Source organism: Candidatus Acidulodesulfobacterium sp. H_13, from assembly GCF_048541835.1.
In the GTDB taxonomy this organism is placed as follows: domain Bacteria; phylum SZUA-79; class SZUA-79; order Acidulodesulfobacterales; family Acidulodesulfobacteraceae; genus QIJE01.
On sequence record NZ_JBLEOY010000001.1, the window covers coordinates 406,156 to 427,505 of the forward strand.

General features: G+C 37.8%; 23 protein-coding genes. 13 read left to right on the forward strand and 10 right to left on the reverse strand.

What is annotated here, in order from left to right; all coding sequences use genetic code 11:
• Positions 1–6: 6 nt before the first annotated feature.
• The gene (locus tag ACMCNP_RS02020) at positions 7–1,137 is read right to left on the reverse strand and encodes a DNA polymerase III subunit (protein ID WP_419313119.1); all 1,131 of its coding nucleotides are present in this window, start codon (positions 1,135–1,137) and stop codon (positions 7–9) included.
• A gap of 8 nt (positions 1,138–1,145) precedes the next feature.
• Positions 1,146–1,838: a dTMP kinase gene (gene tmk / locus ACMCNP_RS02025; RefSeq protein WP_419313121.1), complete on the reverse strand. Its 693-nt coding sequence runs from the start codon at positions 1,836–1,838 to the stop codon at positions 1,146–1,148.
• A gap of 148 nt (positions 1,839–1,986) precedes the next feature.
• Here tmk and queA point away from each other — a divergent pair, with 148 nt between their 5' ends.
• The 9 genes from queA to pilO all read left to right on the forward strand — a co-directional run bounded on the left by queA (position 1,987) and on the right by pilO (position 11,364).
• A complete protein-coding gene (queA, locus tag ACMCNP_RS02030) occupies positions 1,987–3,078 on the forward strand; it encodes a tRNA preQ1(34) S-adenosylmethionine ribosyltransferase-isomerase QueA (RefSeq protein ID WP_419313124.1) in 1,092 nt (363 codons plus the stop codon).
• 3 nt (positions 3,079–3,081) lie between these two features.
• Positions 3,082–4,173: a tRNA guanosine(34) transglycosylase Tgt gene (gene tgt / locus ACMCNP_RS02035; protein WP_419313127.1), complete on the forward strand. Its 1,092-nt coding sequence runs from the start codon at positions 3,082–3,084 to the stop codon at positions 4,171–4,173.
• Between the two features lie 83 nt (positions 4,174–4,256).
• Positions 4,257–4,613 (forward strand): preprotein translocase subunit YajC, encoded by a 357-nt coding sequence (gene yajC, locus ACMCNP_RS02040; RefSeq protein ID WP_419313129.1) that lies wholly within the window; start codon positions 4,257–4,259, stop codon positions 4,611–4,613.
• Positions 4,614–4,680: 67 nt separating this feature from the next.
• On the forward strand, positions 4,681–6,258 hold the full coding sequence (gene secD / locus ACMCNP_RS02045; RefSeq protein WP_419313132.1) for a protein translocase subunit SecD: 1,578 nt from the start codon (positions 4,681–4,683) through the stop codon (positions 6,256–6,258).
• 41 nt (positions 6,259–6,299) lie between these two features.
• Positions 6,300–7,214, forward strand: coding sequence for a protein translocase subunit SecF (gene secF, locus ACMCNP_RS02050; RefSeq protein ID WP_419313134.1), 915 nt, complete (start codon positions 6,300–6,302; stop codon positions 7,212–7,214).
• Between the two features lie 43 nt (positions 7,215–7,257).
• Positions 7,258–9,201 carry a single-stranded-DNA-specific exonuclease RecJ gene (recJ, locus tag ACMCNP_RS02055; protein ID WP_419313137.1) on the forward strand — a complete coding sequence of 648 codons (1,944 nt, stop codon included), beginning with the start codon at positions 7,258–7,260 and terminating at the stop codon, positions 9,199–9,201.
• A gap of 11 nt (positions 9,202–9,212) precedes the next feature.
• A complete protein-coding gene (gene pilM, locus ACMCNP_RS02060) occupies positions 9,213–10,169 on the forward strand; it encodes a type IV pilus biogenesis protein PilM (RefSeq protein WP_419313140.1) in 957 nt (318 codons plus the stop codon).
• Between the two features lie 6 nt (positions 10,170–10,175).
• A complete protein-coding gene (locus ACMCNP_RS02065) occupies positions 10,176–10,766 on the forward strand; it encodes a PilN domain-containing protein (RefSeq protein ID WP_419313142.1) in 591 nt (196 codons plus the stop codon).
• A 4-nt stretch (positions 10,767–10,770) separates the two neighbouring features.
• Positions 10,771–11,364: a type 4a pilus biogenesis protein PilO gene (pilO, locus tag ACMCNP_RS02070; RefSeq protein ID WP_419313144.1), complete on the forward strand. Its 594-nt coding sequence runs from the start codon at positions 10,771–10,773 to the stop codon at positions 11,362–11,364.
• 2 nt (positions 11,365–11,366) lie between these two features.
• Here the strand turns inward: pilO and tatC are convergent, their stop codons facing one another.
• The 4 genes from tatC to ACMCNP_RS02090 form a co-directional block, all read right to left on the reverse strand.
• Positions 11,367–12,263, reverse strand: a complete 897-nt coding sequence (tatC, locus tag ACMCNP_RS02075; RefSeq protein ID WP_419313147.1) for a twin-arginine translocase subunit TatC — start codon at positions 12,261–12,263, stop codon at positions 11,367–11,369.
• A complete protein-coding gene (locus ACMCNP_RS02080) occupies positions 12,264–13,580 on the reverse strand; it encodes a type II secretion system protein GspD (protein WP_419313150.1) in 1,317 nt (438 codons plus the stop codon).
• 7 nt (positions 13,581–13,587) lie between these two features.
• On the reverse strand, positions 13,588–13,947 hold the full coding sequence (locus ACMCNP_RS02085) for a hypothetical protein (RefSeq protein WP_419313153.1): 360 nt from the start codon (positions 13,945–13,947) through the stop codon (positions 13,588–13,590).
• Between the two features lie 115 nt (positions 13,948–14,062).
• Positions 14,063–14,296 (reverse strand): sulfurtransferase TusA family protein, encoded by a 234-nt coding sequence (locus ACMCNP_RS02090; RefSeq protein ID WP_419313156.1) that lies wholly within the window; start codon positions 14,294–14,296, stop codon positions 14,063–14,065.
• Between the two features lie 140 nt (positions 14,297–14,436).
• Here ACMCNP_RS02090 and ACMCNP_RS02095 point away from each other — a divergent pair, with 140 nt between their 5' ends.
• Positions 14,437–15,180 (forward strand): hypothetical protein, encoded by a 744-nt coding sequence (locus ACMCNP_RS02095; RefSeq protein WP_419313159.1) that lies wholly within the window; start codon positions 14,437–14,439, stop codon positions 15,178–15,180.
• Here ACMCNP_RS02095 and ACMCNP_RS02100 read toward each other — a convergent pair.
• Genes ACMCNP_RS02100 through ACMCNP_RS02115 form a run of 4 tightly spaced genes read right to left on the reverse strand, consistent with a single transcriptional unit; the run spans position 15,177 to position 17,909 of the window.
• Positions 15,177–15,932: a helix-turn-helix domain-containing protein gene (locus ACMCNP_RS02100; RefSeq protein ID WP_419313162.1), complete on the reverse strand. Its 756-nt coding sequence runs from the start codon at positions 15,930–15,932 to the stop codon at positions 15,177–15,179. The two genes, ACMCNP_RS02095 and ACMCNP_RS02100, sit on opposite strands and share 4 nt — an antisense overlap.
• Positions 15,933–15,940: 8 nt before the next feature.
• Entirely contained in the window at positions 15,941–16,747 is an 807-nt protein-coding gene (locus ACMCNP_RS02105) for a tetratricopeptide repeat protein (RefSeq protein ID WP_419313165.1), read from the reverse strand.
• Between the two features lie 41 nt (positions 16,748–16,788).
• Complete coding sequence (locus ACMCNP_RS02110) at positions 16,789–17,712, reverse strand: PfkB family carbohydrate kinase (protein ID WP_419313168.1); 924 nt, start codon at positions 17,710–17,712, stop codon at positions 16,789–16,791.
• Positions 17,713–17,744: 32 nt separating this feature from the next.
• Positions 17,745–17,909 (reverse strand): hypothetical protein, encoded by a 165-nt coding sequence (locus tag ACMCNP_RS02115; RefSeq protein ID WP_419313171.1) that lies wholly within the window; start codon positions 17,907–17,909, stop codon positions 17,745–17,747.
• A gap of 128 nt (positions 17,910–18,037) precedes the next feature.
• On the opposite strand from ACMCNP_RS02115, the gene purH reads away from it, so the two are divergent.
• The 3 genes from purH to ACMCNP_RS02130 are packed head-to-tail and all read left to right on the forward strand — an operon-like array spanning position 18,038 to position 21,343.
• Positions 18,038–19,609: a bifunctional phosphoribosylaminoimidazolecarboxamide formyltransferase/IMP cyclohydrolase gene (purH, locus tag ACMCNP_RS02120; protein ID WP_419313174.1), complete on the forward strand. Its 1,572-nt coding sequence runs from the start codon at positions 18,038–18,040 to the stop codon at positions 19,607–19,609.
• A 44-nt stretch (positions 19,610–19,653) separates the two neighbouring features.
• Positions 19,654–20,934: a phosphoribosylamine--glycine ligase gene (gene purD, locus ACMCNP_RS02125; RefSeq protein WP_419313177.1), complete on the forward strand. Its 1,281-nt coding sequence runs from the start codon at positions 19,654–19,656 to the stop codon at positions 20,932–20,934.
• Positions 20,921–21,343: an SMR family transporter gene (locus tag ACMCNP_RS02130; RefSeq protein ID WP_419313180.1), complete on the forward strand. Its 423-nt coding sequence runs from the start codon at positions 20,921–20,923 to the stop codon at positions 21,341–21,343. The genes purD and ACMCNP_RS02130 overlap by 14 nt, the downstream gene beginning before the upstream one ends.
• Positions 21,344–21,350 lie beyond the last annotated feature (7 nt).

Genomic DNA, 21,350 nt, shown 5'->3' on the forward strand with positions numbered 1-21,350 from the left:
ATTATATTATATCCGCCCCTTTAAATATAAAAGACCGGAAAAATACGAATCAAGCGCAATCGTTTTGTTTAAATTATAACTTTTCATTTTTTCCATATGGTTAACGGTCAAATTTATCATATATACAAGGTCTTTTCGGGTGACGCCGAAATTTTCAAAACCTTCGGTTATTTCCCTTATTTCTCCAGCAATGTCTTCATTATATAATAATTCTGCACTTTTTGTCACATAATAAATATAAACATCGCGCAGAATAAATAAAATCATCTCAAAATTAGCCGCTTTCCTTTCGTTTTCTCCGCCTTTTCCCGCACCGCTAAGAAAATTATTAGACATATCATATGGATTTACACTTGAAGGGTTATAGGCCAATTCTTTAAATACGGTATCAACTAATAAATTTCTTTTTTCTAAGTAATCGCCTTTTACAAGCCCGTAAAAATCGGAATAGCTGCCCATTGCAATCTTGGAATAGAGTCTCAGAACATCCTCCTTTATATCCGGAAATTCAGACCTGAAGACGTCTATCAAAACCTTATCGCCAACGGGACCGAACTTGAGCAGTAAACATCTTGAAATAACGGTCGGCAAAAGTGTACTTAAATTGTGAACGATGAGGATAAATACGGTTTTTGCCGAAGGCTCCTCAAGCATCTTTAAAAGGGCATTGGCGGCGCCGGAGGTCATTGTCGATGCTTCGTCTATAATGATAAACCTATATCCCTGGTAGTACGGCGTTAAACTTAAAAATGAACCTATTTTATGAATATTATCTATTTTTATCGAGCTTCCGGACGGCTCTACGAGCATAAAATTTTGACTCGTACCGTTTAATACGCCTATGCACGACGGACATTTTCCGCAAAAATTCAGCCCTCCGCCTACAGCATCCGCAGGGTCGTCCGAGCTTGGGAATGTCGCGTTGCGCCGACGTTCATAAAGCGCATAGTCTTCACATAAAACCGAAGCCGCAAATGCCGTAGCAACAAATCTTTTTCCTATATTCTGCCGTCCGTGAAATAGAAGTCCGGACGGCATTCTGCCTCCATGAAACAAATTTTTTAAAAATTCTACGGACTTTTCATGCCCCGTAATATTTAAAATATTGTAATCGTAAATTTTATGTTCGTTACCCATACGTATTTTTATTCGTTCGTCGACGTTATTTTTTCGTCAACCAATCCTCTTAAATCCTTCAGGATTTCTATTGCTATATTTTCAGGGGGACAGGAAGCATCTATAATTTTGATTCTATCTCTATACCTCGTCGATAAATACCGATAACCTTCCCTTACGGCACTAAAAAAATCAGGGGACCTGCCGTCGAAACCGTCAAACCCATGAACCCTTCCGCTCAATCTGTTTAGCGCGACTTTCGGCTCTAAATCCAGAAGATAAGTCCTGGCAATATTGAAGTTTTTTCGATTGAGAATAAACTCGTTTATCGTAAGTATGAACTCCCTTAAATCGCAGATACCTTCGGCATCATTCATGTCGGCAGTTTGATAAGCATACGTCGAATCTATAAACCTGTCACATATTATGATATCAAAACTGCTCAACTTTGCGATAATCTCATCTACGTGTACGGTTCTATCGGCAGAGAAAAGAAATAATGCGGCTAACGCAGATGTTTTTATATCTATCGATTTCATAAAAGAAGCATCGCCTCCCGTACCGAGAACCGCATCGTTTATAAAGTTTCCGAGCAATGTTTCGGTAGGTTCCTTTACCGGAAGAACCCTATATCCGTCCTTGGCCAAATCGCCGCAAAGCAGTTTTGACGCCGTGGTCTTACCGGAACCGTCGATACCCTCAAGCGTTATAAAAATACCCATAATAACCTGACAAATTAATTTAAAATTTATAAATCTATTTATTTTTTTCTCAAAATATGTTATAATAATACTTTTAGAATATATACGCGTGCGGTAACACAGCACCGCCGTACCATACTTAAATATAATAACACAATGATAGCCCTATATGAACATAGATTTATTTGATTACGGATTCGACAGCAAAAAGATTGCCAAATACCCCGTAAATAACCGCGACGAAGCAAAGCTACTCGTCTTGGATGTAAAAAATTTTAAAATAGAGCATAAAAGATTTTTTGAAATAACAGATTATATCAATAAAAACGATATTGTAGCAGTTAATAATTCATTCGTTAAAAAAGCAAGGATATTCGGCAAAAGATTTTCGGGCGGCAGGGTCGAGGTATTCATTACGGAATTTCCCGTAAATGTTACTTTTCCGCTAAAATTGAACGCCCTTCTGAAATCCCATAAAACCATTAAGGAAAACGAAGAGATCGACATTCTTGAAACGGGCTTTAATTCCGACAGTATATCCGAAGATAAATCCGGAATTAAGATCACGGCGCTGCAAAACTTGGGGAAGGGGAATTATCAAATTGCGATAAAAAGCAGAGAAGATTACGATTACATATTTGATAAATGCGCACAAATACCTCTTCCGCCCTACCTTAAGCGCATCCCCGACGCTTTGGACGACGGATACTATCAAACTGTTTACGCAGACGATTCATGCGGTTTTTCCGTTGCGGCACCGACTGCGGGGCTTCACTTCACCGACGAGACGATAAATAAAATTAAAGCCAAGGGGGGGATTTTCACCGCCGTATCCCTAAATATAGGGTTAGGGACGTTTCTTCCTGTAAGAACGGAAGATATAACGAAACATGAAATCCACAAAGAAACATATTCCGTCTCCAAAGAAACGGCGGATATTATCAATAAAGGAATAAAGACCAAAAATAATATTATGATCATTGGAACGTCTACCGTCAGGTGCTTAGAGTCGTCAGCTGCCGACGGGAGCGGGATAACCGGGAGAAACGGCGCAGAGACATCTCTGTATATCTATCCGGGTTATAAATTTAAAGTAACAAAAAGTCTCGTTACAAATTTTCATCAACCTAAATCATCTCTTTTTATAATGATTTGCGCCTTGATAGGAATAGAAAGAACAAAAGCCGTTTACGAAGAAGCTATGAGAAATGACTACTCGCTTTTTAGCTACGGCGATGCCATGTATCTGCATAACATATAACTTATGTTTAAAATAATTAAAAGAGACGAACGCACGAGCGCTAGGATCGGCGAGCTTTTTACTAAAAACGGAATAATAGAAACCCCCGTTTTTATGCCGGTCGGAACGATAGGCACGATAAAATCCTTATCTCCGTACGAAATATACGACGAGGGGTTTAAGATTATGCTGTCCAATACCTATCACCTTTTTTTAAGACCGGGCATCGACGTTATAAAAAAATTCGGCTCTTTGAGAAACTTTACAAAATATAAAGGCGCCATTTTAACGGATTCGGGCGGATTTCAAATCTTTAGCCTTGCAAAACTGGCAAAAATCAACGGGGACGGCGTTTCATTTATGTCTCACATAGACGGAGAAACACACTTTTTTACTCCGGAACGTGTGATAGAAATACAAGAAACGCTGGACTCGGATATTATGATGCAATTAGACGTTTTTTCGGGACACGATGCCTCTAGAGAAACGGCGGAAAGGGATTTAAATACTACTATAAACTGGGCAAAAAGGTCGATTTCGGCAAAAAAGTCGGATAATCTTCTTTTTCTTATATCGCAGGGCAATTTTTTCGAGGATTTAAGGAAAAAATCTGCCGAGATAATGTCCGAATTGGATGCGGACGGCTATGCCGTCGGCGGATTAGCGGTGGGAGAATCTAAGGAGACGATGTTCAGAATGTTAAACATTTCCGTGTCTAACCTGCCTAAAAACAAACCGAGGTATCTTATGGGCGTCGGAACGCCTGCCGACATAATAAACGCAGTATCTATGGGCGTTGATATGTTTGATTGCGTAATGCCTACGAGAAACGCAAGGAATGGCTTCATTTTTACATCGGACGGAACGGTTAATATAAAAAATTCTTCCTATAAAACCCGTACATTACCCGTAGATCCAAAATGCAACTGTTTTTGCTGTAAGAATTTTAGCGCCGCGTACGTAAGGCATGCTTTCATGACGAAAGAAATATTTTCGCAGAGGCTTTTAACTATCCACAATTTACATTTTTATCAAAACTTTCTTTCACTGATAAGGCAATCTATATTAGACGGCAACTTTCATGATTTTTTGCAAAATTATTACAAAAATTATTAATCTTTGCTTTGACTTTATTTCAATTATAAATATAATATATTTAATAAAAATTCACAAATTAAAATTAATAAAAAGGAGTTAGTATGAAAATCTTATCGGGATTATTGAATTTTACTAATCAGTTTACCGTCAAAAGCGCTTTTGCCGCATCATCGTCCGGACACGGCGGAGGATTCGAGGGAACGCTGATAAGTTTTGCGCCGTTAATAGCTATCGTAGTCATCTTTTACCTTTTGGTAATCCTGCCACAACAAAAAAGGACGAAAGACCACAAAAAAATGATAGGAACATTAAAAGTAGGCGATGAAGTCCTCACCAACGGCGGCATGTTCGGTGTTATAACCGGCATAGCCGACCAGGTTTTCACCTTAGAAATAGCAAAGGACGTTAAAATCAAGATTACTAAAAACACTATTGCGACAAAAACATCAAAGCGATAAATAGTGAAACTTTTGGCACCGGTATGTTATATTCTCTAAAAATATTTTAACTTAATGGTAAAACTTGATGAAACCCGTTAAAACCCGCGTAATATTGATACTTACTTTAATAGTAATATCTTTTTTTTCGATTATCCCATCGATATATCCAAACACACCAGGCTGGTGGAAGTCTGTCATCGGCAATGCGCAGATGCACCTCGGACTGGATCTTCAAGGGGGTGTTTATCTTGTAGAAAGAGTTGAAGTAAACAAGGCTATAAAAGAAAAATTTTACAGCGATTATTCCGATATCAAATCATTCTTGAAAAGTAAAAATATAGGAAACGAAAAATATTTAAAACTAGAGAACGACAATATAGTTTTGAGCAAAAACTTTTTGAAAAATATACCGGCCGTTAGTACCCTTAAAAATTACATAAAAAATCATCATTCCTACTTACGGCTCTCCGGAGATAAGATTAACTTTATACCGTCTGAAGCCGCAAAATATAAGGAGGAAGCCGTCAACGGGGCAGTAGAGGTCATGAGAAACAGGATAGACCAGTTCGGGCTTATTTCTCCAAAAATAGCGAGGCAGGGGAAAAATCTGATAGTCATAGAAATGCCCGGGGTAAAAGACGTCAAACAGGCGATAAAACTTATCGGAAAAACCGCCAGGCTGACTTTTAAACTCGTAGACGATAAACACGATATTTTAAAGGCGATTAAAGGGAAAGTCCCAGGGGGCGACGCGATTCTTTATCATGTTTCATACGACAAATACACCCATAAAACGACAAGAAGACCTTACCTTATAGAGAAGCCGATCTTAATGAGCGGAGCTGATATCTCAAGCGCAAGCGTTCAAATCAATCGTTATAATCAGCCCACCGTGAGCGTTTCCCTCAACTCCGAAGGGACAAAGCAATTTGCAGATATCACGACCAGATATACGGGTAAAAGGCTTGCCATTATCCTTGACGGTAACGTGATTTCCGCACCGGTAATAGAAGAACCCATATTGGGCGGAAATGCCTCTATCTCCGGCAGATTTACCATGGCACAGGCAAATGATCTTGCAATTGCCCTCAGGTCCGGGGCTTTGCCCGCACCGGTAAAAATAATACAGAATAATACGGTAGGACCAACGCTTGGAACAGATTCGATACACGACGGCATACTCGCATCCATAATAGGAACTATACTTGTTATAGGATTTATGGTATTTTATTATAGATTGTCCGGCTTAATCGCCGATTTTGCCCTGTTAGAAAACGTGCTATTTCTTATTGCGGCGCTTTCTCTCTTCGGGGCGACTTTGACGCTTCCGGGTATTGCAGGTATTATTTTGACCATAGGGATGTCGGTTGATGCCAATGTTCTTATCTTTGAAAGGATAAGGGAAGAGCTCAGGGAGGGTAAACCTACCGTTGTCGCTATAGAGAACGGATACAATAAAGCATTTTTTACTATTTTGGACTCTCACGTCACGGCGCTTATTACGGCGGCGGTTCTTTTTTATTTCGGAGCAGGTCCGATAAAGGGTTTTGCCGTAACTTTATCTCTCGGCATTATGATAAACCTATTTACATCTTTAGTCGGAACGAAGGTAATTTTCGATATTATATCTAACAAAAAGAAACTTCATAAATTGAGCATATAACAGCATATTAATTAAAATTCATATATTCTGGAGTCGGTCGAGTGGAATTTATTAAAGATACGCATTATGATTTTATTGGAAAAAAAAAGTATTCATTCGTTTTATCGGCGATTTTCGTAATATTCGGCTTAATAGAGCTCATCACGATGATAATCGGTACGGCCCGAATAGGAATAGATTTTACGGGCGGGCTCTCCATGGAGCTTGCCTTTAAACATAAAATATCTACTGCTTCCGTAAGAAAAGCGCTTCTGCCCGCAGGTTTTAAAGACCTGAAAATAGTTAAAATAAGGGGTAAAAACAACATTATATTACAGACAAAAGCGGTTGCAAAAGACTTAAATAAATATACGGCAAGAATCAAAAAGACTATTAAGGAAGCCTATAAAAAAAATCCACCAGAGGTAATAAATAGCGAAATGATAGGGCCGTCCGTCGGCAAAAGTCTCTCCGAAGATGCCGTCGTTGCAGTCATTATAGCCATTATAGCAATAATATTGTATATTACATGGAGGTTCGAATTCAGGTTCGGCCTTGCCGCTGCAATAGGTCTTGCCCATGATGTACTTGTCCTGCTCGGTTTTATTTTTATTTTTCAAAAAGAGATAACACTTTTAGTCATTACCGCCATTTTAACCGTTGCAGGATATTCTCTTACCGATAAAGTCGTTGTTTTTGATAGAATCAGAGAAAACTTAAGAAAAATAGAGCCCGAAAAGAAGAAGGAAATCGACCTGACAAATCTCGTCAACGAAAGTATAAACGAAGTTTTGACAAGAACCGTGGTTACATCTCTTACCGTGGTGCTTGCGGTTTTGTCCCTGTTTTTTCTCGGAGGCATAGTTCTTCATAATTTTGCCTTTATATTGTTATGCGGCATTTTGATAGGAACTTATTCATCAATGTTTATTGCAAGTCCCGTAATGGTTATTTTAAATGAAAAGCATTATTCTTAGCGCAATAATAAATTTTCTGCACGGTAAATATGAATTCTAAGATATGGAAAAAGAATATGTTTATGAATATTTAAAAGGGTGTTTATTTTCGTCTCTCGACAATAATACCGCCGCATCTTTAATTCTTAAACGAATCGTTTCTCAATTGGATTTTGATCCGTTCTTCTCGGATATATTTAGTAAAAATCATCCGGTTTACGGTCATGCAGACAGTTTCTTATCCTGTTTTATAGACAATTACATAAATCCGTCCTTAAAATTTTTAAACGACCCCTTCCTCATAACGGACATGGATAAGGCGGTTGCCCGTATAACCAAGGCAATTTTGGAAGACGAAGCCGTCTGTATTTATGGGGATTATGACGTAGACGGCATAACCGCCACATCTTTTCTGGTCTCCTTTCTAAGGGAATTAAAAAAGCTCATGAAGCCGGATGAATATGACCGCTCTATTTTTTTTAAATTGCCGGATAGGATAAAGGACGGCTACGGACTAAGCACGGAACCCATAGACGAAATTTGCGATTCCATAAAAAAAAACACCGATAAGTCTTTATCCTTACTAATAACGGTAGATTTAGGAATAACAGATACAGTGGAGGTTTCCTACGCCAATTCAAAGAATATCGACGTGATAATATGCGACCACCATGAGGTCCCCGTTAGTGAGGGAAAAGAAATTTTGCCGGAAGGTGTCGCAGTGCTGAATCCCAAACGCAAGGGCGATAAATTTCCATTTAAGTTTTTACCCGGAGTAGGCATAGCGTTTAATCTCGGTATTGCTTTAAGAAAGCATTTGGTAAAAGAAGGTTTATTGACCTCCTATCCAAACCTTAAAGACTACTTGGATATCGTGTGTCTCGGCATTATAGCTGACATAGTCCCGATGTACGGAGACAATAGAACGCTCACCTATTATGGACTGAAAATACTTAACGGCAGCGACAGACCGGGGATAAAAGAACTGAAAAGAATCTGCGGGATCTATTTCGACAATATAAATGAATCCGACGTAGCATGGAAAATAACCCCGAAAATCAATGCCGCCGGAAGGGTAGGAAACCCCGAGGTTGCGGTCGAGCTTTTAACTCAAAGAGACCCAGAAGTCGCCTATGGCCTTGCGCAAGAATTAGAGTCATTCAATAAAAAAAGACACCTGTTTGAAGATAACTGCTTCAATGAAACACTGACGATGTTATCCGGAAAAGAGACAGAGGAAAAAACCGGACAGCTTCTTGTCCTGGAAGGCACATCATGGCACCCGGGGGTCATAGGAATAGTTTCATCAAAATTAGCCGAATATCTGCAAAGGCCGGTTCTGCTTCTTACCGGATATAAAGACTCGGTTTATATCGGCTCTGCAAGGTCCTGCGGAAATATAGATATTTATGCTTTGCTTAAAAATTACGAGCGTTTCTTTTTAAAATTCGGCGGACACAAAATGGCTTGCGGATTAACCTTAGAAAAGGGCGAAAGCCTGCATGGCTTTATCGCCGCCGTGAAGAAAGACCGTCCTTCAAATTCTTCCGACACTGAAATTATTCTTGACGATACAAACGATAAAAAGAGTTGCGTACCCTACGGCATACCGTCCAAGGCGGATTACGACGAAGAAATAACCTTGCGGCTGCTCTCCGATGATAAACTCTCATATATAATAAAATCAATGTCTCCTTACGGACCGCTCAACGAACAGCCCCGGTTTTTAATTAGAAACATCACTCTTTTAGACATAAACAGGCGGGAATTTAAAAACAGAAAATCAAAAAAAAATAACTTCTCCAATTGCTATTTTACGCTTAACATTGAAGAATCTTATAATGATAACGCCATAAAACACAGGGCAATGATGTTTAACAGACACAAATCGACCGAAAATATTTTGGGATTTAATGACTGCAATAAGATTTCGGCAAATAAGGTGGCGGTTGACGGTATTATATTTGAATTTTTTAACGGATATATAAAAATACTGAATTTTATATAACTTCCTGTAATATGAAACTTTATACCGCGATAGAAATAGATTATAATCAGTTTAAAATATTAGAGGTTTATAAAAAAAGAAACGGCTATTTTTTAAATAACTTCATAAATACGACTATATCGGAAATGGATTACCGCAATGCCGGTTCGGTATCCGTTAACCTCAAGAAAATCATTAGCGAAAACGGAATAAGTAAAAAAAGCGTGCTTACGTCCATTGACGGAAACATGGTTCATAGTTTTAATTTTATCTTACCGGATATGCCGCTTTCCGACCTTAAGATTGCCATAGAATACGAATTAAAAAAACTTCTCCCATTTCCTTTGTCTCAAGGCATATTCGATTATGTTTACTCAGGAAAAACGGATAAAACCGGCAATACTGTTCTCAATATAACGGTATTTGCCGTAAGGGAAGAAGATATAAATAATTTTACTAAAATATTCACCGATGCAGACATAAAAATCAGATCCATTGAGTGCAAGACCGTTTCTATTTACAACGGCATAAAATATTTAAGCAATAATAATATTACCCATCTTTTGTTCTGTGACGTAGGATATAAAGCCGTAAAAATCGTCATATTTCTTAACGATACGATAAATTTGGAGAGAACGATAGACGGGATGGATTTTAGAAATATGTCGTACGGAGACTCCTTAAATCTTCTATCCGAAGAACTAAAAAGAACTGTGGATTTTTATTTTGCGGGAAAATCGCTGCCGCAGATAGAGGAAACTATCCTTACGGGCATTTTTTTCGGCAAAAAAGATTTTGACGCAAAAATATCTAAGGCGGTAAATCTAAAAACCGGCTCCATCTCTCTGATAAACCTTTTGAAATCCCGAAAATATCCGTTTTATTTGTCAAAAAAACTTATAAAAAGACATGATATCGAAAACGATTATGATTTTTTTAAGCCCTTGGGGGAAATGTGGACTACATTCGGCATAACAATAAACAGGTAATGTCTTATGAAAGATAAAAGCCGGGGAAAGACGAGAATTAATTTATTACCGACCAAAGATAAGGAACGCATTGCAAAAAACAGGAAGAGGCTTGCGGTTCTTTCTTTGATTATTGCATATATAATATTCATCTTCTTGATAGACATAGCGTCCATTATTAAAAATAACAACAAAAGAAATTATGTATCACGACTAAACAACCAATTATCCTTAATAAAAACTAAAAATATGCTAAATGAGACACTTGAATCCGCGATAAACAAAAGAAAAACGCTTTTGACCTCTATTCGAAAAAAGATTGTAATCATAGACGGACTTAAAGAACTCAGGACAGCATGGAATGAAAAAATAAGCGATATGGTCGAGGCTTCTCCTGAAGGCGTCTGGATGGACGGATTGCTCCTTCAAAACAACGCTATAATGATAGACGGAAACAGCATTTCTTTGAACGATATATCCATTTATATAGACCGGCTTAAAAAAACCGGATTGTTCGTAAAAATCAACTTAAATGCCGTAAACCGAAAAATCGTAGAGGGAAATACATTTTATTCTTTCAATTTAAGGGCCGTTTTAGATCTATCTAAAAATAAGTGAAATCATGAAAATAATAGAATATTTGAAAAAAATGTACTCCTACTTAAAAACAAATAAAACAGTAGCGGTCATACTCATGATGTTTGTATTTTTATATCTTATAAATCAGGATATATTCTTCAATAAGATAGATAAAAACCTTAAATTCAACAATGCCGCAATATTAAAATTAAGGGGTGAAATGAATAGATTAAAAAACACGACCGGTTCCCTCTCAAACGAAAAAAATACCCTCTTAAACCTTGAAAATCAGATTTCAGATTTAAAATCGCGATTAAAAAACGAGGAGGCAATGCTTCCTGAAACATTCGAGATTGCAGATTTTATAAAAAATATATCCGCAAGTCGACCCGCGGATAATTTCATTATAGAAAAAATAATTTTTGGGAAACCTACCAAATATAAAAAAAATATAACGGCACTGCCGGTAAACATTTCAATAGTAGGCGGCTTCAACAAGTCCATAACATTCATCAAAAATATAGATATTATGAAAAGGATTTTCGTAATAGACTATGTTTCGGTCAAGGCGAGCAAGAAATTATTTCCGGATATTAAATCTAACATAAAGGGATTCGTTTTCTCTATGAACAGGTAAGGTCATGCCTTAGATGCAGAGGGCTTGGCAGTGTCGATCCGGTTCTTCTTTCTCTTTTTAAACCCCCATATAACCGAGGATATCAAGATACTAAGCTCGTACATAGAGTACAGGGGGACGGCTATGAAAAACATCGTTACTATGTCGGCATGAAAAGCGGCAATGATAAGGCTGATTACAAGGGCATATTTCCTATTTTTCTTTAAAAATCCAGGCTTCAGTATTCCTGCAAAAGAAAGAAGGGCGGAAACTAACGGCAGTTCGAATATCACGCCGAATATCAAAGAAAGTCTTAGCGCAAAATCTATGTAAGAAGTCAGGTTTATTAGCGGAGATAGGTCTGCACTCTGATAACTCAGGGAAAAATTAATAACGGCGGGCCATATATATAAGATCATAAATGACATTCCCAAAATAAAAAATGTCGTGCCGAATAACATAAACGGCAGCACGTAAATTCTTTCCTTTTTTAAGAGACCCGGCTTTAAAAATTGCCATATATGAAACAATATAAACGGAAGCGCTATCATAAACCCAAGAATCAGCGACACCGTTACCTGAATAAAAAAAGGCTCTAACGGTTTGGAATAGTGTAAAATATGCCTCACGAATTTTTTAGGGGCTTTGTTCAAACCTAATGCATAATAAACTTCCGGAATATCTTTTTTTATCATTGCCTTTGCGTATCCGGAAAAATATGTAACGTAAGTAGGTTTTTTTAACGGAAGTTCAATGAAATTTATAGCGGTATAGGAAAGATGCCATGAAAAGCCGGTACAAATGATAAGCGCAAGAAATATATATACGAATCTCTTCCTGAGTTCGGAAAAGTGATCTAAAAAAGGCATCCTGCTCTCGCCTTTTTTCACACCGGTATTATTATCTTTTTTATCTTTCATTTAATTTATTATTTTAGGGGATATAAACACCATTAACTGTTCTTTTGAAACACTCTTCTGCCTTGAAGAAAACAAATAGCCCAGGATAGGTATCCGAGATAAAATCGGAATTCCGTTATTACCGTGAGACTTCTCCATAGATAAGATGCCGCCAATCACTAAGGTAGAATTATTTTTGATAGAAACTACGGTAGTAACACTTTTATTGTTGACTGCCGGAAACCCGTTTATACCCTGAGCGCTTGAAGGCGAAGAATAGATTAGGGTTATGTTGAGCAATATATTTTTTTTACTCTCGACGATAGGTGTTACCTTTAGCGTAATGCCTATCGTTATGGTCCGAAGCGTAGACGTCACTGGTTCCTGAGCTATCACCGTCGTACCGCCGGAAGAAGACGAAGCAGTCTTGGAACCTGCACCGGACGAGGTATATGCCACATAATATTTTAAAAGGCTCGAGTTTATCGTTGCCTGCTGCCCGCTGACAACGGCAACGCTCGGTGAGTCTATCACCTTATCCCAACCTAACTGCTGCCCCAAAGAAAGCTGGGCGGATATGGCTCCGAAGTTTTGCCAGGGCGCTAATATTCCTATATTTAGATAATTCTGACCGGACTGTAAATTAGTTACTCCGGTAAAATTGGTTGCAAATGCCGTATTGTCGGTAATCGTATTATTGGTATTCGGAGAAAAAGTCCAGGCAATACCGATATTGCGGCTAAAACTATCCGACACGTCAACAATCTTTGCGCTTAAAAGGACGACCCTTCTTTTGACGTCCATGCTTTTTATTATTCGTTTTATTTTTTTGATATTCGAAGGAATATCGTAAACCAATATAAAATTTCCGTGCGGGGACGCATAAATCTTTGCTCCCGATGGTAAAATAGGCGTTATGTCCGGAATGATATCCTTCGCTTGAATATATTTCAGATTTATTTTGTAATCTACATAGCCGTTTTTAAGCGAAGACATAGTGCCTATAAATAAAACTCCGTTATCGACGCTATAACCTAAATCCCCGGCCATTAAAATAATAGACAGGGCTTTCGGCAAAGGAACACGCTTTATATGCAGCGTTACGCGCCCTTTTACGGAGTTGCTTAAAACGTAATTAAGATTAAATTCGCGCGCAATCCCTATTATCAACGGCCTCAGTGGAATATCGTTACCTTCCACGGTAATCTTATCGATAGGTAGTTTGATCCCGCTTACGGCGCTAAAACCGGAGCCTGCGTAAGCCCTTATCGGAACGAAAACCGACATGAGCGATAAAAGAATACCTGCAATAATGAAACGTCTATACTTAAAAGGCATGCTATTGTTATTTTTTAAATCCTTCAAATTTAGATAATATAAGTTTTACTATTTTCCCGTTTCTAAGTTTTATTATGACCGCCTCCGGCTCAATATCGACGACGGTTTTTCCCTTAATCTCAGAACCGACGTAATAAGGCTTGCCATTAATGATTGCGACGTTTTTATCCGCATCGGAACTACTCACTATTGCCTGTAGATTAAGACCGTTTAACGGGTTTTCCTCAATGTTTTTATATTGCTTTACTTTGAAGGGAGATATAAAAGGATTCTTTAGCCCGAAAGATACGTTTACATCTAATACTGCGGGCAAAACAGCAGTAAAAAATACGATAAAAATAATGATACAGGAAAATTTCTTTTTCATTCTCTAATCGACATTTTCTATAACGGGGACAGATTAAAACCTATCCCCGTTGTCTCTAAGCCCTCTATCTAAGCTTGAACCGGATGCTCGATTTCTGCTTACCGGTTACCTGAAATCATGATTTTTGAATATAAAATTTAAACTTCCCACTCTCTTCGACAGAATCTAAAAGTTTATTGCCGGTCCTGTTGCACCATGCTACCATATCGTTTTTAGAGCCCGGATCCGTAGAGATCACTTCTAAAATCTCCTCCGAATTCATAGTGTCAATTTCCTTTTTAGTTTTAACAATAGGTAGCGGACATGATAATCCGCTTGCATCAAACGTCCTGTTAGGGGTTACTGCCATAATGTTACCTCCTTAAGAATAGTACTATAAATTTGATTGTTTAATTTACTTTAGCTTATTACTTAATACTCAAAAAGTCAATACCTTTATGTCCCTTTTTTTATTGTTTTTCACAATTGGAATCTGATATAATTACGAACATGAATTTTAACATTCTTATATTTACTACAGTATTTTTAATTGCTATCGTAGAGTTGAGCGAAGTAGCCGCCATAGTCTTCGTCGTAGGGGAAGACGTCGGATTATCGAGTGCCCTTGCCGGGGGATCGATCGGATTTATAGGAACCCTGTTGGCCCTGTTCATCGGAGGCGTGACTCTTATAAAAACCGTTCCGATATTTACCGTAAAGTTGATAATGGCCGCCATACTGATATCCGTAGGGCTTTATTTTTCTTATAAACTTATCAATTTTGCATTTTATCTCACCCCTTTTTCCGAGAAAATAGGCGAAAAACCGCTTTTCAAAAAAGCGGAAACAGCCACCGTAACACACCGAAAATATTCCTTTAAATCCTTTATCGTTGCCTTAAACGCCGTAATAATAGAGGCTTTTGAGGTAGCCGTGGTAGCCGTTCCGCTTGCAGTTACCGAAAATCAGTGGTTTTCGGTGATTTCCGCACTTATCTTAAGTTCGATAATAATCTTAATATTATCGATTCATTTAAGAAAATATTTCAAAAAGATTCCGTCACACTGGATTAAGGCGACAGCATCCGTTTTGCTCCTAAGTTTTGGGATATACTGGGGACTTCAAGGTCTCAAGGTTAACATAAAAGACGATGATTTAATTTTAATCATTCCGGCGTTGGGATTTATTTTATTAATCGTTTCCTTGATTTTCGACAAAATGGGATACGGAATTAAAAAAAAGAAAAAGGCCTAAGGCTTGTGTCTATATGGAAAATTCAATGTTACAACCTGTTTTTCGATACCGGGTTTTCCGAGATTTTTTCCGTTATAACTCATAATGATACCGCCGGCATTGCCTATTTTGATCTTCAATCTTTTTTGAGCCCTCCAGACTTCCGTACTGCCCGGATACAACATGGAAGTTTTAGGTTTTCCGCCGTCTATTTTAAACGCGACCCATGTTTTTTTGATTACCTTACCCTTCAGCACTATGGCATAATGCACTGCTTTTGTACCGTTATGCAGTTTGCGCTCCGACGAATATTTTACGGTTCGGCTAACGGATTGAAACGGAAACGTTATATGCCCCGCAACGGTAAATTCATAAACCCTAAAAATTAAGTACGACAACGCTATTACGGATATTCCCGCAAGCGTAATGGCCAAAACCCTTTTTTTAAATATTTCGGTTCTACGCCTTCCCTCTTTAAATCTTGAGCCGACTATATCTTCTACGTATCTTCCGTCAAAACTTTCCTTCATCTCGGGCTCAAGCAAGTCAAGCACCTCCTTGTCGTCTATCCCAAGGGTCTTCGCAATTGACTTAACGTATCCCTTTAAAAGCTGAGGCGAAGAAAACAGTGACAAATCATTGTTCTCAATAGCCTCTATATGCTGCAGTCCGATTTTAGTAACTCCGGAAATTTTCTCGCGTGTAAATCCCAAGGCCTCTCTCTTGGATTTAAGGTATTCTCCCGCAGTTTTTACCGTCGTTTCCGTTTTCATAAAACCTTCTATTTGTTCGGATATAATATTATCTTTTTCAAATAATCGAATGATTTTATCCCATATTTGCCTAATTTATTTTCATTATAGACAGAGATGAATATTTTCTTCGCCTTATCATATTTTTTTTGTTTAAAATATACAACTCCTTCCTTATACCTGGCCGGAACAAAAAATGCGTTAAGGCTCAAAACTTTTCGAAAGTTATTCATGCTTTCATCCAATTTTCCTTTTGCAAGATAATAATTGCCTAAGTAATAATAAGTAAGAAAATATCTTTTATCCATCAATTTAGAAATAGTCAGTATTTTTTTTGCCTTTTTAAATTTTTTTTCCGCAATGTAAATTTTTCCTAATTCCGTATAGCTTTCGAATGGCCGGTTATAAAAAGGGTTTTTTAATGCCTTTTTTAAATAAATCTTCGCCTGCTTATAATTTTTTTTCTTTATGTAAATTATTGCTAAATTATAGTAAGAATCGGAAAATCGGGGATTTATCTTTATGGCTTTCTTAAAATTAAGTATCGCCTTGTTTTCTCTATCAGTCTCCATATAGACCATCCCTATCGCATTGTAATTTTTTGCCGAATTTGGATTTAACGCCTTGGCCCTAATGAATTCCTGCATTGATTTAACAAAATTTCCGTTCCGGTAGAAACCTGCCCCCAGTCCGTAATAAAGATTGGATTTAAGCTGATCTTTTTTGGAAACCTGTGCTATGCCGCATCCTGATAATGCCGCGAAAACACCGACCGCAATAATAAATAAGTAAAAAAATCTAAATCGTTTGATTAATCCGCTCATTTTTTTAAACATAGCGAAACACCATTAAATTAACGCAACCGCGTAAACATTAACTACTGCCGTGTCGGCAGCAATAACTCCTCAAAATAGGTCATTTCCCTAAATTTTTTGAACCTGTCTTCTATTTCGTCAGTTTTTATTGCCGCAAATCTATTTACCGAAAAATCCTCCACGGCAAAAGATGCCATAATATTACCGAAAACAAGCGCTTTTTTAAGATTTTCAAATGTCATATCTCCCGTACTGTCTATGTATCCCAAAAAACCTCCGGCAAAAGAATCCCCTGCCCCGGTGGGATCTATAACATTCTCTAACGGATATGCCGGAACCATAAAGAAATTGTTTTCAAAAAACATCGTGGCTCCGTAAGCGCCTCTTTTTAAAATTAATATTTTTGCTCCCAATTCAAATATGGCCTTAGCACATAAAAATATAGAAGACTCCCCTGTCAAAAGCCTTGCTTCGGATTCGTTTATAATAAATATATCCGTTCGTCCAACCGCTTCAATAAGTTTATCCTTCTTGCTGTCGATCCAAAAGTTCATAGTATCCAAAGCAACCAACTTGGGAGAGTTCGCCTGATTCAGGACATCAAGCTGAATATCCGGATCTATGTTGGCGAGGAAAAACATATCGCCTTCGCAACTGCGCTGAACATCGGGCTTAAAAGAAGCGAATACGCCAAGTTCCGTAGTAATGGTTTCAGGGTCGGACATATCGTAACCATATCTTCCCGCCCAATGAAAAGTCTTTCCGTCTTCGGTCTTTATGCCCGTAATATCAATCTGTCTATCCTTAAAAATATTTAAATGATCTCGGTCGAAATCACTGCCTACGACCCCTATTATTTTAACATCGGTTAAAAATGAAGAAGATAGAGAAAAAAAGGACGCCGACCCTCCGAGAATATCGCCGGTTTTATTAAAAGGAGTTTCTACATTATCGATTGCAATAGAGCCTACAACAGTTATAGCCACATTTCACCTCGCTTAAGACATTAATGTTATACTTATTTTTTCTTGACCACAGGAGACTGTATTTTGTAACCCTGCTTCGCCGCAAGATACCCCGTAGCTCCGGCTAAACCGCCTATCACCAAGAGAGCGCACCCCGTTAAAAAACTGATTGTGAAAAAAATTAATAATGCCAGAACGGCAGACCTCATTTTTTTCAATTTGACATCTCCATCAATTACGATTATTAAGGTATTGAAATAAATATTTAAAATTAGTAAAATATATGAAAACCTTTTGCATATTTTACTATAGATGATATTTTAAAATCAAATTAAAATTTACAATTATGAATAAAACAAGATATGCCCTCATTTCCGTTTACGACAAGACAGGAATAATCGAATTGGCGACACATTTGGAAATTTCCGGCTATACCATTATCTCAACCGGCAATACTTACAATTTTTTAAAATCAACGGGTATCGTAAATCTTAAAAAAATAGATGAAATAACCGGTTTTCCGGAAATTCTGGGTGGAAGGGTAAAGACTTTGCATCCTGCTATTTTTGGTGGGATTTTATCCGTAAGAGGCGATGAGAGTCACACAAGCGATTTAATGAAAAACCGCATAACGCCTGTTGATTTCGTCATAGTAAACCTTTATCCGTTTAGAGAAATGAAAGATAAGGCGATATCCTTTGAAGAAAAACTTGAATTTATCGATATAGGGGGTGTTTCTTTGCTCAGGGCCGCCGCAAAGAATTTTAAGGACGTAACCGTGGTGGCTGATCCCTCCGGCTATGACGACGTAATCTTATTCCTTAAAAATAAACAGGTGATCCCGATAGAAATAAAAAAGATATATGCATATGAAGTCTTTAAGCTCACTGCGGAGTACGATCGAGAAATTGCCGGCTTTCTAAATGACGATACCGATATTTTAGAGAAAAACGCCGAAGAATTAAATATCAGCCTCAAAAAAATATTTCCGCTGAGATACGGGGAAAACCCGCATCAAAAGGCATCGTTTTACAAATTTGCCGAAAGTTCGGACGAATTGGAGTCATTCAAAAAACTATTCGGAAAGGATATATCATACAACAACCTGTCGGATATAGATTCGACTTTGGATATTATAAAAGACTTCCGCGATACGGACGACTTTTTTTCCGTAATAGTCAAGCATACTAATCCGTGCGGAGCGGCGTTAAGCAATATATCCTTGCAAGATGCCTTCCTTAAGGCAAGAAAAACCGACGAAACATCTTCTTACGGCGCCATTATAGCCTTTAACAAACCCGTGGACAAAGAAACTGCCTCCGAAATCAAACCCTTTTTCGTAGAAATAATTTTAGCCCCTGAATACGACGAAGAGGCACTAAAAATTTTAAAATCAAAAAGAAATACTATAGTAGCTTGCTATTCTAACGAATTTATGACCGAAAAAAAATCTTTATCATTCAAAACGGCTGCAGACGGAGTTCTTGTCCAGAAAAAAGACAATATTCCGGACGACATATCCACATTTGAAACGGTTACGAATAAAAAAATACCGCTCACCGTTTTTAACGATCTCATATTTGCGTGGAAAATCGCAAAACATGTGAAATCAAATGCAATAGTATATGCAAAAGACGGCACCACCGCCGGAATAGGTGCGGGACAAATGTCCAGAATAGACAGTGCCGTCTTTGCTTATCAAAAAATGAAAAATGCCTATGGTGATACGATAAAAGATTTCGTAATGGCCTCCGACGGCTTTTTTCCATTTAAAGATTCGATTGAATATGCAGGTAAAATAGGCGTGAAAAGCATAATACAACCGGGCGGCTCCATAAGGGACGACGAGGTTGTGAGCGAGGCTGACAGGTTGAACATATCTATGGTATTCACCGGCATTAGACATTTTAAACATTAATTCATTACCGATACGCTGCTTATATTTTATAACCGGAAAAACATATGAAAATACTCGTAATAGGTTCGGGCGGAAGAGAAAGCGCAATCGTTTACGCTATAAAGAAATCTAAAAAAGTTACAGAGATTTACTGCGCGCCTGGGAACGGCGGAACGGCGGATACGGCGAAAAACGTTAATATCAAACAGGATAACGTTGAAGGACTTTTATCTTTTGCATTGGAAAATAAAATAGATTTAACGGTCGTAGGTCCGGAAGTGCCCCTTGCTATGGGAATTGCCGATGAATTTGATAAGGCGGGATTAAAAATATTCGGACCGAATAAGAAGGCATCGCTTTTAGAGTCGTCAAAAAAATACGCAAAAGACTTTTTTAAAAGAAACTCCATTAAGACCGTTGATTATGCGTCTTTCACAAATTTTACCGACGCGGCGGATTTTGTAAAGCAAAAATCGCATCCGGTAGTTATTAAAGTTGACGGCCTTGCCGCCGGAAAAGGTGTTTTTATTTCTAACGGATTCGAACAATCAAGAGACATATTGGGCTCTGTTTTTAATGAAAAGATATTCGGAGAAAGCGGGGAAACCGTCATTATAGAAGATTTTATCGATGGATTCGAACTCTCCTATATGGTCATAACCGATGGTATATCTTATAAACCCTTGATTACAGGCATGGACTATAAAAAAATATATGACGGCGATACAGGCGAGAATACCGGCGGCATGGGCGCAATTACGCCGAATCCTCATATCTCCAAGACTCTTACGGATAAAATAAACGAGACAATAATAGAGCCTACGCTTAAGGGTTTCAAAAATGAAGGTATCGACTATAAAGGCGTATTATATGCGGGCATCATAATAAAAAATGACGAAATTTATGTTTTAGAATTCAACGTCAGGTTCGGAGATCCCGAAACCCAGGCAGTCCTCGTAAGACTCAAATCGGATATAATAGATTTATTCATGAGCGTTGTCAACGAAAACTTAAAAGACTGCGAATTGGTTTTTGACGATAACAAATCGATATGCCTTGTTTTATCTTCCGAGGGATACCCTAAAAAATATAAAACAGGGTATGAAATCTCTTTTGACGGAATAAACAATATAAGCGCCAAATATAAATACGAATATCATATTTTTCATGCAGGAACAAAAAAAATAGACGGGAAATACTATACGAATGGCGGCAGAGTCATGAATATATGCGTAAACGGTAAAACGCCGGAGATAGTCGATATTGCTTACGATATTGCAAAAAAAATAAATTTCGAAAATAAATATTATAGGAAAGATATCGGAAAAATTTATGCGCGGTATTAAATTAAAACCCATGCTGTTCGTTAACCTTGCAATAAGCATTTCTATGGGGGTTTTTGCTCAATTATGCATGAAATACGGCATGAACGGATTAAAGAAGGCAATCGGCAAGATAACCTTTACCGATATTTTCCATATATTATTCGTTATTTTTTCCGATAAGTTTGTTTTAGCGGGCATAGTTTTATATTTAATATCAATGTTCTTTTGGATAAAAGTATTATCCAAAATAGACCTGTCTGTTGCCTATCCGTTCGTTAGCGTAGGAGTTATTTTAACCGTAATACTCGCGGCGGTAATGCTGGGCGAATCTATTCCGTTTTCACGATGGGCGGGTATATTTATTACGCTGGGTGGGGTTTATATTATCATTTTCTCCCACGAAGAAACATCCGAAAATCTAAAAAAATAAAATATTA